Source organism: Polaromonas aquatica (assembly GCF_042659145.1).
In the GTDB taxonomy this organism is placed as follows: domain Bacteria; phylum Pseudomonadota; class Gammaproteobacteria; order Burkholderiales; family Burkholderiaceae_C; genus Polaromonas; species Polaromonas aquatica.
Genome location: NZ_JBHSRS010000015.1, coordinates 119,082 through 131,132, shown reverse-complemented (window position 1 = coordinate 131,132; position 12,051 = coordinate 119,082). Strand labels below are relative to the sequence as shown.

Sequence of the window (12,051 nt, the reverse complement as noted above, 5' to 3'; positions counted from 1 at the left end):
CTGGTTTGCGCAATATCAAATACATGACCGGCCATTTGCATAAAGTTGAGTTGGCCATTGCGTCCCGCAATGGTATGCAATATTCCACAAGGAGAGCCTACTCATGAAAACGGATTCTCAACTAAAGGCAGACGTCACTACGGAACTCGCGTGGGACCCGTCTATCAACCCCATCGGTATTGGTGTCATGGTCAAGAACGGGATCGTCACCCTGAGCGGACACCTTGACACCTTCGCTGAAAAGCGCGCCGTTGAACGGGCTGTGCGCCGTGTTGCCGGCGTGCGCGGCATCGCCCTTGAACTGGATGTCAAACTGTCCGCTGAACATAAACGCAGTGATTCCGACATTGCACAAGCTGCAAGCTCGGCTTTGCGCTGGAGTTCATTGGTGCCCGATGAGCGCGTCAAGGTAGAGGTCGAGAATGGCTGGGTAACCTTGACTGGCGAGGTCGACTGGAGCTACCAGTTCACCAGTGCCGAGCATTGCATCCGGCCGCTTGTCGGTGTTCGGGGATTGACTAACCTGATCACCATCAAGGCTCATGCGAGTTCAAAGGACATAGGTGCCAATATCACCGCGGCGCTGACGCGACAGGCCATGCGTGAAGGCAAGCATATTGACATCGAGGTGGACGGCGGTGTGGTAACACTGAACGGCAAGGTGCATTCCCTGGCTGAACATGATGCCGCCGTCGGTGCTGCATTCACTGCGCGCGGTGTTTCCCGCGTAGTGGACAAACTGGAGGTCAGCGCCTGACGCACTGGCTTTTTCTGAAATTACCCAACCAAATGACGAGGACCATCATGACAACCCATCTGCGTGTGCTTGAACCCGGCTTTCCCGCATCCTTCGAATCAGCCCTGCACAGATTCTTTTCCCCAACCCAGTTCGACGTGGGAGTCCAACCATTACAGATGCGTCTGGACGTTTCGGAGAAGGACAACGCCTACCAGGTCAAAGCAGATCTTCCTGGCGTCAAAAAAGAGGATATCAATGTTCGCATCGATGGCAATGTTGTGCAGATTGATGCGGAAATAAAGCAGGAAAAAGAAACCAAAGGAGATGGTGGAAAGATGCTACGTAGCGAGCGCTATTACGGCAGTGTTTCACGCAATTTCAGCCTTTCCCAGGACGTGGACGACAGCAAGGCGCAAGCCAGGTATGCCGATGGCGTGCTAACCCTGGACTTACCGAAAAAAGCTACATCCGCTTCGAAGAAAGTGACGGTGCAGTAAACATTGCCGCGTGTTGGCTGCGCCATCACGCGGCAACCAGACAGAGGTCAAGCCACAGAGCCTGTATTCCCGTTGGCCGAAACAACTATGCGTATTCGTTTAATAAAGCTACGCCGACAGCAGGCATTCATGTGGATGAGGGATGGCCGGCATCAGGTCAATACATATGCTGACCACCATTGATCGCCAGGTTGGCCCCCGTGACAAAAGCTGCACGCTCCGAAGCAAGGTAAGCGACCAGCTCGGCGACCTCCGCCGGCTCGCCGAGTCGGCCTACCGGTATTTCAGGAAGAATTCGCTCCTGTAACACATTGGGTGGCACCTTTTCGACCATGCGCGTACGCAAATAGCCGGGAGAGATGGTATTGACCGTGATGTGTTTGCTGGCGAATTCGAGAGCCAGCGATTTCGTGAAACCGTGAATTCCTGCTTTCGATGCCGCGTAATTGGCCTGGCCAAATGCGCCGCGCTGGCCATTGACCGACGATATGTTGATAATGCGCCCCCATCCGAGAGAGAGCATGTCCTCTATGACCTGTTTGCTCATATTGAACATTGAGTCGAGATTGGTCCGCAGCACGCTATCCCACGCTTGCGGCGTCATTTTCCGGAAACCCGCATCGCGGGTAATGCCTGCGTTGTTGACCAGAACCGACACGGGGCCATGCTGCTTGTGGATGGATTCCACTGCAGCGACACAGGCATCAAAACGCGAAACGTCGACCTCGACCGCCGTGAAGCGATAGCCTAGTATCTGCTGCGTCTCCAACCAGGCAGCGACCTGCAGGTTTTCTGGTGAATGCATGGCCACAACGGAAAAGCTGTCGTCGGCCAGCCGTCTGCACACGGCCTCTCCCAAGCCGCCCGTTCCGCCCGTAACCACTGCAATGCGCTGTGTCGTTGTCACGGAGCACCTGTTCGAAAAATGAGAACCATCAGCATCATGGCCCGATGCGCGTACGCATCACAACCAGATCACAATCTGTCTTAACAGGCCCCCCCAGTTGTGCCACCCTGAACGGCGCTGCTGTACAGAAAAGTGGCGGTTGATCGCCGTCATATCCACAAGGCATTTCCTGACACCGCTTTCAGTTAGCTGTTGCCGTTTTAAGTCACTGTTTGGCGTCCGATCCCTTTTGCATTTGTTTCCTGCCTGCGACCATGGCCCTGTCAGCGGACTCTTTGGTGGCCTGAGCTGCCGCCCGAGTGGCCTCACCCGCCCGCTGCAGCGCCTCTCGGGTAGCTTGCGCGGCCTTGATAGCATCCTCCTTTGCTGCAGTCGCCGCTTGTCGCGCCGCATCAGCGGCCTTCCCTGCCGCCTCCTCGGTCGCCAGCACTGCTTTTTCCGCAGCGTCCTCTGCCTTGAGTGCGGCATCCCTGGTTTCTCCGGTGGACTTCAGCGTGGCCTCCCTGATTTTTTGCTGGGCACGCCGCGCAATCTCGGCGGTTTTTTGTGCAAGCCTGTTGATGGTTTGTGCGGCACTTTGGGAAAAGTCCCCAATAGATTGCTCCGCCTTGCGCGCAGCTGCTTCAGCTGCAACGGCCGCTTGGTGAGCGCTCTGCGATGCGCGCTGTGCAGATGTCACGTTGGCCGAATCCCGCTGTTTCGCGTCTTTTTCGGCGGCTGTTGAAGGAGCACCGGCGGGCTCGTTCGCAGCGTGGCTGGCAGCACCGATCACCAGCGCAGCAAGAATCAGGATGGATTTGATGTTCATGGCTTCTACTCCGCCTGTTTATGGATTTACAGGTTCACAGCATGACTCCAAAGATATAAGCAGGATTGACCTGGCGCAAACCATCTTCAAAAAAGCCGAGCGCTCGAATGAGAAGTAAATCACCCCTTCAAGCATTGATGGTCCGGCTCGCCAGTCATGTCATCCTGTTGTCCTCATCCAGGCCTCCTGCCCGTCAATCTCACCTGAGCGATCATTTCTTGCGCCCTCTGGATAAATCCCGCAACTGTGACCAAGTGTGAGTGCGGATGAGCTTGATCACAGTTTCCCGCGGAAGCGGTCCTCTTCGCAAAAGTGTGGGTCAGGTGTAAGCTATTACATGAGGGTTGCCTTCATCCAGGAAGTGTTGAGGTGCTGTCTCTTGGCTGCGGGAGACGTTAGCTTGGCGGTATCCGAAGAAAAAGGATTCAGAAAATGACCTCCAAAGATCTGCAAATACGGATACTTTTTCAGTATATTGTCGGATTGTCGGAGTGTCCGCGAGCCAGTGTTTATGCGGTCAGCCTACGTGTGTGACTCAAAATGAACGCCCTCATTCACATCGCAGTTCTGGATGACGATGTCGATATCACCATCCTGTTGGCGAACTATCTGCATGCTCATGGCTACCGGGTCACGCAGTTGCACAGTGGTGAGTCTCTGATTGCTCTCATGGCTTCCGATGCACCGGCACTGGTCCTGTTGGACTTGGGGCTGCCCGGTGAGGACGGATTCTCGATCGCACGCCAGTTGCGTGAGCACTGGCACTGCGGCCTTGTCATTGTCACTGGTCGCGACGATGCAGTGGACAAGGTGGTCGGCCTGGAGGTCGGCGCTGACGACTATGTGACAAAACCCTTCGATTTACGCGAACTGGTTGCCCGCATCAAGGCTATCCTGAGACGCCTGACACCTGCAACCCCGATGGCGACGCTCGCCTCTGCCCATGACCTGCTGTGCTTTTCCGGCTGGAAACTGGACTGTGGCGCACGGCGTCTCACCGATGACGCGGGGCAGGAAGTCGCGCTAACCACGGGGGAGTTTGAACTGCTGAGCGTTCTCGCGCGTCATCCGGGCAGGGTTCTTTCGCGCGATTTCCTGCTTGAGCAGACGCGTGGCCGGGAAGCAGCGCCTTTCGACCGGACAATCGACGTACAGATCGGTCGATTGCGCAAGAAACTCGAGGTCGATGCCGATAATCCCGGCATCATTAAATCGGTGCGAGGTGCCGGCTATATTCTTGTGCCGCCCGTGGAAAGGGCCTTGTCGTGACGCTCCCCTCGGATTCCGTGCCGGTCATTCCAGCCATTCCCCTCGGTATAGATGAAAAAACGGTCTTTCGCGCGATATTCACGGCCTACCCGGACGCACTGCTGCTCGTCGACAACAAGGGCACCATTGCGCTGGCCAACCCGATGGCCGCCGGGCTGCTCGGCTACACGATGGGGGAACTGATCGGCATGAGCGTGGACACGCTGGTGCCCGACACGAACCGTCCTCGCCATGCGGCCTACCGGGAAGCCTATGGTCATGCGCCTGTCCCGCGCCCCATGGGTACGCATATGGAGCTGACGGCCAAGCGTAAGGATGGCTGCGAGGTCATGGTAGAGATAGCCCTCAGTCCGTTGCAGATACATGCACTGCCCTTTGTTGTGGCGGCCATCCGTGGCATCGGGGCGTACCCACGCGTCAAAGAAGCGATACAACGCGCGCGTTACAGTGAGCACTTGGCACAGTTCGGACATCTTGCGGTCGATATGCGAAACACGCAGATACTACTTGACCAGGCGCCCGTGATTGCCGCGGCAGCACTCCAGGTAGAGACTGCCATGGTGTTGCTACTCGAGCCAAATCGGGCGGAATTTCGTGTCGCCAGCGGAGCAGGTCTGGTACGGGGCGAGGAGGTCGGTGCCTACATCTCCAGCAACCCCAGCACATCCCCCGGCTTCCTCCTGCGCCAAGGTCAGCCGGTCATCATCACGGATTACCGCACCGAGCGCCGCTTCACCGTACCCAAGGCCTACCTTGACGCAGGCCTCGTCAGCGCGATGGCGGTGCCGCTGCTTGATCGCGGGCGCGTCATTGGAACCCTTGCCGTGCGATCACGCGACCCGAAGCGCTTCGGCGATGAGGAACTGCGCTTTCTGGGTTCCCTGGCCAGCCTGCTTTCAACCAGCCTTCAGCGGGCACAGACAGAGGAAGCCCTCATCCATGCTCAGCGATTGGAGAGCGTGGGTAAACTGACTGGAGGTATTGCGCATGATTTCAATAATCTGCTGACCGTCATCCAGGGCAACTTGCAGGTACTGGAGGAGCTCGGCACCATCGCAAAGGACCGCACTGCAGCCCAAATGGTCAACGCAGCGGCGCGCGCCAGTCGGCGCGCTGCCGAGCTGACGAGCAAGCTACTCGCATTTGCGCGCCGGCAAGTGCTGCAACCCACCGCAGTGGACGTGGATACCCTGCTGCTATCGATGGCCGAGATGTTGCGGCGTACACTCGACCAACGCATACGCATCGAGGTGGTTACACCGCCCTGCTGCCCCGCGATACAGGTAGACCCCGGTCAACTTGAATCGGCGCTACTTAATATAGCCATCAATGCGCGCGATGCCATGCCTGAGGGCGGAACGCTCAGCTTCAGCGCGGAGGTTCATGACACGCTGCCCACATGGGCTCGCCAACAATTGGACGAGCCGGATGCGCATGGCGAGTGTTTTGTTGCCATCAGGGTCACCGATACGGGTACAGGCATGTCGAACGAAGTCAAGGAACGCGCCTTTGAGCCGTTCTTTACGACAAAAGACATGGGGCGCGGTACGGGTCTGGGCCTGAGTACCGTGTATGGATTCGTAAAACAGTCAAAGGGCGTGGTGACCATTGACAGCGAACCCGGTGCCGGAACAGCCGTGACACTTTACCTCCCGAGCACGTGGAAGAGTGGTGCATCGGTTGACCCGGATGTCCGGGAGTTCTGCCAACAGGCTGTGCCTCGTGGCTTGAGGGTGCTGCTGGTGGAGGACGATCCCGAGGTCAGCAAGATTACACAGGCGTTTCTCGGCCTGCTGGATTGCAAAGTGACCACCGCGGTGAACTGTGAGCGAGCCCTGAGCGCGTTGGGGTCCAGCGCACCGTTCGATTTGCTACTTACCGATATTGCGTTAGGCCCGGGCATGCGTGGTACTGAACTCGCAGCTCATGTTCAACACCGTTTTCCTGGCATCGCCATTCTTCTGATGTCGGGCTTCTCCTCTGAGTTGCTGGACTCCGCCCGCGACACACCTTCGGCCTGGGAACTGTTGCTCAAGCCCTTTAATCGCGCCGAACTTGCGCAGGCGATAGAGAGCATATGGATCAGGCGTAAAACCGGAGGCTGAGTGTTCATAAAACATCTGCCAAGGCGATATTCAATGTACCAGTAATGGCTTTGATGTGGGCACTGGCGCGATGCAGCGTTGAACAAATGCCGACAAGGCATCAGCGTCGGGAATCCGCACTTCGCGACGTCCTTTCCGGGCGAAGGCGATGATCTTGTCGCGCGCCAGCCTGGTAAGCGCACGACTCACCGATTCCAGAGTCATGCCCAGGTAATTGCCAATCTCTGCGCGCGTCATGCAAAGCGTGATCTCGTCCGTGCGCATGCCGCGCTCTGTCAGCGACTCCACCCAGTGACGCAAAAACTCGGCAACACGGGCGTCGGCCGGCAGTGTACAAACGGACATCAGCGAGTCCCGGTCATGGGCGATTTCGCGACTCATTGCCTCATGCAATACGGCCAGCAGCATGGGCTGGACGGCGCAGGCGCAAAGCAGCTCATCGTAGCGGAACCCCCAGACCTCGCCGGTCTCCATCGCAACTGCGTCGCAGACGTAATGACCATCAGCTATGCCATCGAAACCAAGCCAGTCGCCGCGAAATTTGAGGCTGACAACCTGCTCGCGCCCATCAGCGGAGAGATTCACAATCTTGAAGAACCCGGAGTTCAGAATGTAGAGATGGCCAAATCGCTCGCCGGCCTGGTAGATCACATCGCCTGCATGAACCATCCGGCGTTGCGGGGCAACTTGCCCGCTTAACCGGGCCATCATGTCGGAGATTTTTTGACCCGGCTTTTGCCTGGGCATGCAGGGCATTGCATGGGGGGCACTGGTTGCGCGGGTAGAAGCAGCCGTTGCGAAGGACTTCAACGGGGCGGGAATGGCAGCAACAGAAACAAGCATCTCAAACTCCTGTGTGGGTGATATGAAGTGACAAAGCCCATGCTAGGGGGCGCCGGGCAAGACCATAACAATGGTGCGCATCACTCGGTAACACTGTGTCAATGCTTTGTGTCAGATGTGGCTTGACAGGTCACGTATTTGATTCATGTCAAGGGAACTGCGGCTGCTCTTATTAAGCTGACGCATCGTGAATGCACAACTTCTCAACATTGGCTGCGACGGTTTCCGGGGGCTGCCGCCTGAATACACGAGCAAGGTCTTCTCCAATGCGCGCGTACTGCAGCGCTATGCCTTAACCGGTTTGGCGCCGCCTTTGCTACGAGGTCAGAATTTCGCGCTGCTTTATACGTCGGAGACTGACGCGCCACAAGCACTATTTCAGCTCGCGGTCACCGAACTGGGGGCACAAGTCGCACACGTACACCTGGACCTGTCTGACCTTGCCGTCCCGCAAGATGTTCAGAAAATCGCATACATGCTTGGCCGGCTATACGACGCGGTGGAATGCCTTGGATTGCCTTCCGATTACGTTCGGCAACTGGCCTACGGGGCCGATGTACCTGTCTTCGACGGTCTTTCATCGCCAATGCACCCAACGGCCGGAATCGCAGCCTGTCTCGGAGACGACAACCCGGAAGCCGACAAACGGCGCTTTGTGCTGCAGGCTGTCCTGTTGCATGCAATGGACATGGAGTTGTAAAAACCATGCCTTGTATAGACGCCTGGCGATGGATCCCGATATGGTGGCTTGGCTATATGGAACTGCTCCCCCATGCGGATAAATAAGACCCAGGTCTGGCTCCTTCTGATGCCTAGAAACGCCAGGACAACAGAATCTGGTGACCGATACGCCAGGAGAAAATCACGACACCTGCTGCCAGTCCAAGCGAGGCGAATCCAGTGATGAAACCCAGTATCGAAAAAAGGCCATCCTTATATAAGTTACCGAGTGAAAGCAGCACCAATGCGATGCCGCAAGGTACATTCACCAACGGCAAAGGCAATACCAGCACCGCGGAAAGCAATATACCCAGAAAACCTGCCACCCGTATGGCACCGCAGCCCACATACCTTCCCAGTCGTGGGATGCAGATCCTGTCGATTCGTGTCGACAGCGTCTTCAGACGCAAGACAAGCGTGGCGAAATCCTTTCTTGATAGAGATTGTCTGGCCAGCCAGGCTGGCATCCAGGGCGACTGACATAGAGCCATCTGCATGGTCAGGAATAGCAGGGGCAAACAAAGGATTGTTGACGTGCCAGGAAGAGTAGGAACGCTGTTGGGCAAGGCAAAAAAGAGAATCAGCATCTTCAGGCTACCATCGCCCAAGGCGTGGACCATATCTGCAATCGTGATGCGCCGCTTGGAATGGTCCAAAGCCAGTTGAACCAGGGAGTCCAGCTCAATCACTGGTAAAGGAGGTTTTTACCTTCAACGCATGCTGTACGGAAGGACTGCGCTCAGTGCGACATCAGCACCGGTAGCGTCATGGATTGCAAGATGGTGTGCGTCGCGCCGCCCCAAACCCATTCGCGCGCCCGGCTATGGCCATAGCAACCCATGACAAGAAGATCCGACCCCAGGTCCGCGGCCATCGACAGCAGATTGCTGCCGGCATCACCCTGCTCTGGGCCGCCCGGATGCAGCGTTGCGGATATGCCCTGCACTTCGAGGTAGCCGTGCAGCGCATGAAGGGACTCACGAGCCGACTCACCGTAGCAAACGACATGTACATGGTTTGCATTTCGCAACCAGGGCAATGCTGCCGACACTGCGCGGGCCGCTTCTCGCGTCTCCTTCCATGCGACCAGCACCGTACGCCCGATGGGCGCGATCGCTCCGGCATAGGGCAGTATCAGCGCAGGCCGCCCGCTATCGACGAGCAAACTCGGCAAGAAGTCGGCCGGCAGCTCGCCGGCAGCCGGATCATCCGGGTCGCGCTGACCCAGAATCATCAAATCAGCATACAGCGCACGGCGAACGAAGCCCCAGGGTGCGTCGGCCAAAGGCTCGGCCCATGTGAGGCGCGGTGACCCGGCGCCAGCAGCCACAAAGGTTGCAAACGCCTTGTCACGGCATTCCTTGTCCAGTTCCTGCATGATCGATATGGCTTGAGCAGCGCCCTCCAGAGCAAAGGGGTAACGCATCAGCGCAGACATCGTGCAAGACATGCAGATGACTTGTGCGTCGAAGTCATCAGCGAGCCAACAGGCGGCCTTGACGCGCTCTGCAGCGCGTACAGAACCGTCGAGATGTAGCAATATTGACTTTGGCGTCTGCATAAAAAGTCCTTAAGGCATGGAAATGGTATGGATGACCTTACGCCTGTGCGGACCTTCCAGCTTTGCGCTGCATCAATCGCCGACGATGTCGATTGGGCGCACAGAGACAGCGCAGTTATTTGATCTTGCGCAAGCGACCACCATCGATATACCTCTAGCCTTGTACCTATCAGGCCGCTGGCAAGGAAGAAAAATGCCGCATACCACCATGAAGCTTCGATTCGCAGTCATCTTTTTTTCCGCTAGCCGTGGTGCTTGGTAACGCGGGCGCATCAATACGCGAAAGCACAGGCATTGAGCATATCGGCATGATGCGGGCGAAACCAGAACAGTTAGTGCACCATGGCGTAAGTGCCGCTGGGGAGAATGCCGGGATCAGTCGGGGTCAAGGCAAGCCAGACGGAATTTTCAGGGCTGAATTGCGGTGGCGCGCCGGAGAAAGCATGGCTCGCCTGGCCAGGACTGACGATGTTGTAAACGAACAAGTCAGCCCAAGATGAATCTACAACCCCTGGTAGATGCACCGGGTGAACGTGTCCGCACGCCCTTCTCGCTCGCCTTGTCAGACGGCAGCCTCTTTCGCAGCGGAGAAGGCAAACCGGCCTTCCACGTGGTCGTTCGTTCCGATGCCGCTTTTCTCCGCTGTGTGACACGTGAGCATATAGGCCTTATCAGCGCCTATTTCGATCAGGAAATCGACATAGTAGGCGATCTCGGTGCCGCTCTCGCTGAAGGAATGACTGCCGGCCTCGATCAGCATCTCAATGCGCTGAATCATGTGGAGAACGAACTGCACGAATTGCGTTTTTCCAATTGTAGTCGCGAGCATGCCAAGGCCAACGCATGCTCATTTCTACCCAATTTTTGAGGAGCCCGCCATGCGTATGATGAAAGCTGCCGTCGTCCATGCCTTTGGACAGCCCTTGCAGATCGAGGAAGTGCCGGTACCCGAGGTGCCGCCAGGCCAGGTGCTCGTCAAGGTGGTCGCCTCTGGCGTTTGCCACACCGACCTGCATGCCACCGAGGGCGACTGGCCGGTCAAGCCCGCTCTCCCCTTCATTCCTGGCCATGAAGGTGTCGGGCATGTTGCCGCCGTAGGCGCGGGTGTCAAATACGTCAAGGAAGGTGACCGTGTCGGCGTGCCCTGGCTGCATACGGCCTGCGGTTACTGTGAACACTGCCTCACTGGATGGGAAACACTGTGCGACGCACAACAGATGATCGGCTACACCGTCAACGGCGCCTATGCCGAGTATGTGCTGGCCGATCCAGGCTACGTCGGGCATCTGCCGGCCAACATCGGATTCACCGACATCGCCCCCAGTCCTGTGTGCAGACGTGACGGTCTACAAGGGGCTTAAGGTTCTGGACTGCAAACCCGGCGACTGGGTGGCAATCTCCGGAATCGGCGGGCTTGGGCATTTCGCCGTGCAGTACGCCAAGGCCATGGGTTTTCATGTCGTCGCCGTGGATATCGACGACAACAAGCTATAACTGGCGACCAGTCTGGGCGCCGACATGGTCATCAACGCAGTCCGGCAAGATCCGGCCAAGGAACTGCAACACACGTTGCGAGGTGCTCACGGCGTACTGGTGACAGCCGTCTCGCGCTCTGCCTTCTCGCAAGCGCTGGGCATGTTGCACAAACGCGGCACCATGTCGCTGGTAGGCCTGCCGCCAGGCGACTTCGCGATGCCGATCTTCGATGTGGTACTGAATGCGAAGACGGTACGCGGCTCAATCGTGGGCACGAGAAAAGACCTGCAGGAGGCGCTCGAGTTCGCTGGCGAAGGCAGGATTCGTACGGTACGCAGCGAAGACAGGCTGGACAACATCAATGCAGTTTTCGATCGAATTCGTCATGGTGACATCGAGGGGCGCGTTGTCATGCGAATCGCAGAAGACGCATGAACCAATTCAAGTGACATCTTGTGTCCTCAATCGGAATATCCAGACGTATTCATAGATGTGCTTGATCACCCGGCGTTGATTTTTTCAGGACTGAACACAAAAAGCAGCCCAAAAATTCACGACGCCGTCCATTTCAGCGCACCCATGGCTTGATACACCTCAACACGGCACCGTTTGGAACGGGCAATACTGTCAGCAGTGCAAGTTCAAACCGGAGTACCGATCATGTTCAAACGAATTCTGATTCCTGTGGATGGCAGCCAAACCTCGACCAAGGCGCTTGTCGCCGGTTTGCAGATGGCACGCGAAACCGGCGCCAGCGTGCGCCTGCTACATGCGGTAAATGAAATGGCCTATCTGGGCGGAATAGATCCTTATGGATACTACCCCGCCGACCTTGTCGGCATGATGCGTGAAGGTGGAGCCAAGATTTTGGCCGATGCCATGGCCGTAAGCCAATCGGCCGGCGTGGCGGCAAGCCAGGTGCTGTGCGACGATCCTGGTAAGCGTCTGGGCGAGGCAGTGGCCGAGGCAGCCAAGCTCTGGAATGCCGACCTGGTTGTTGTCGGCTCTCATGGCCGGCGGGGCATTGGGCGTGTGCTGTTGGGCAGCGGCGCAGAGCAGATATTGAGACTGGCACCTGTACCGGTTCTGGTCATCCGCGGTACGGCTTCAGACGATAGCGACTAGG

Annotated in this window: 12 protein-coding genes and 1 pseudogene; 8 read left to right on the top strand and 5 right to left on the bottom strand. The window is 57.3% G+C overall.

Annotation, left to right across the window (positions count from 1 at the left end; translation table 11 throughout):
* The first annotated feature begins 103 nt into the window (after positions 1 to 103).
* Together ACFQND_RS06975 and ACFQND_RS06970 are read left to right on the top strand one after the other, a co-directional pair.
* A complete protein-coding gene (locus ACFQND_RS06975; RefSeq protein WP_371436076.1) occupies positions 104 to 757 on the top strand; it encodes a BON domain-containing protein in 654 nt (217 codons plus the stop codon).
* Positions 758 to 804: 47 nt separating this feature from the next.
* Positions 805 to 1,236 (top strand): Hsp20/alpha crystallin family protein, encoded by a 432-nt coding sequence (locus tag ACFQND_RS06970; RefSeq protein WP_371436077.1) that lies wholly within the window; start codon positions 805 to 807, stop codon positions 1,234 to 1,236.
* Between the two features lie 157 nt (positions 1,237 to 1,393).
* On the opposite strand, the gene phbB is transcribed toward ACFQND_RS06970, so the two are convergent.
* Entirely contained in the window at positions 1,394 to 2,143 is a 750-nt protein-coding gene (phbB, locus tag ACFQND_RS06965; protein WP_371436078.1) for an acetoacetyl-CoA reductase, read from the bottom strand.
* A gap of 205 nt (positions 2,144 to 2,348) precedes the next feature.
* Positions 2,349 to 2,951, bottom strand: a complete 603-nt coding sequence (locus ACFQND_RS06960) for a hypothetical protein (RefSeq protein WP_371436079.1) — start codon at positions 2,949 to 2,951, stop codon at positions 2,349 to 2,351.
* A 540-nt stretch (positions 2,952 to 3,491) separates the two neighbouring features.
* Here ACFQND_RS06960 and ACFQND_RS06955 point away from each other — a divergent pair.
* A complete protein-coding gene (locus ACFQND_RS06955) occupies positions 3,492 to 4,220 on the top strand; it encodes a winged helix-turn-helix domain-containing protein (RefSeq protein ID WP_371436080.1) in 729 nt (242 codons plus the stop codon).
* Positions 4,217 to 6,325 (top strand): ATP-binding protein, encoded by a 2,109-nt coding sequence (locus ACFQND_RS06950; RefSeq protein WP_371436081.1) that lies wholly within the window; start codon positions 4,217 to 4,219, stop codon positions 6,323 to 6,325. Before ACFQND_RS06955 ends, ACFQND_RS06950 begins: the two co-directional genes overlap by 4 nt.
* Positions 6,326 to 6,355: 30 nt before the next feature.
* Here the strand turns inward: ACFQND_RS06950 and ACFQND_RS06945 are convergent, their stop codons facing one another.
* Entirely contained in the window at positions 6,356 to 7,072 is a 717-nt protein-coding gene (locus tag ACFQND_RS06945; RefSeq protein ID WP_377412720.1) for a Crp/Fnr family transcriptional regulator, read from the bottom strand.
* Positions 7,073 to 7,355: 283 nt separating this feature from the next.
* Here ACFQND_RS06945 and ACFQND_RS06940 point away from each other — a divergent pair, with 283 nt between their 5' ends.
* Positions 7,356 to 7,868: an ornithine carbamoyltransferase gene (locus tag ACFQND_RS06940; protein WP_371436082.1), complete on the top strand. Its 513-nt coding sequence runs from the start codon at positions 7,356 to 7,358 to the stop codon at positions 7,866 to 7,868.
* Between the two features lie 112 nt (positions 7,869 to 7,980).
* On the opposite strand, the gene ACFQND_RS06935 is transcribed toward ACFQND_RS06940, so the two are convergent.
* On the bottom strand, positions 7,981 to 8,577 hold the full coding sequence (locus ACFQND_RS06935; protein WP_371436083.1) for an exopolysaccharide biosynthesis protein: 597 nt from the start codon (positions 8,575 to 8,577) through the stop codon (positions 7,981 to 7,983).
* A 50-nt stretch (positions 8,578 to 8,627) separates the two neighbouring features.
* Positions 8,628 to 9,449, bottom strand: a complete 822-nt coding sequence (locus ACFQND_RS06930; protein WP_371436084.1) for a universal stress protein — start codon at positions 9,447 to 9,449, stop codon at positions 8,628 to 8,630.
* 496 nt (positions 9,450 to 9,945) lie between these two features.
* Between ACFQND_RS06930 and ACFQND_RS06925 the strand changes: the two genes are divergently transcribed.
* The 3 genes and pseudogenes from ACFQND_RS06925 to ACFQND_RS06915 all read left to right on the top strand — a co-directional run bounded on the left by ACFQND_RS06925 (position 9,946) and on the right by ACFQND_RS06915 (position 12,050).
* Positions 9,946 to 10,317, top strand: coding sequence for a hypothetical protein (locus tag ACFQND_RS06925; protein WP_371436085.1), 372 nt, complete (start codon positions 9,946 to 9,948; stop codon positions 10,315 to 10,317).
* Between the two features lie 10 nt (positions 10,318 to 10,327).
* Positions 10,328 to 11,360 (top strand): annotated as a pseudogene (locus tag ACFQND_RS06920) (zinc-dependent alcohol dehydrogenase).
* 225 nt (positions 11,361 to 11,585) lie between these two features.
* Positions 11,586 to 12,050 (top strand): universal stress protein, encoded by a 465-nt coding sequence (locus tag ACFQND_RS06915; RefSeq protein WP_371436086.1) that lies wholly within the window; start codon positions 11,586 to 11,588, stop codon positions 12,048 to 12,050.
* The last annotated feature ends 1 nt before the right edge of the window (position 12,051 follow it).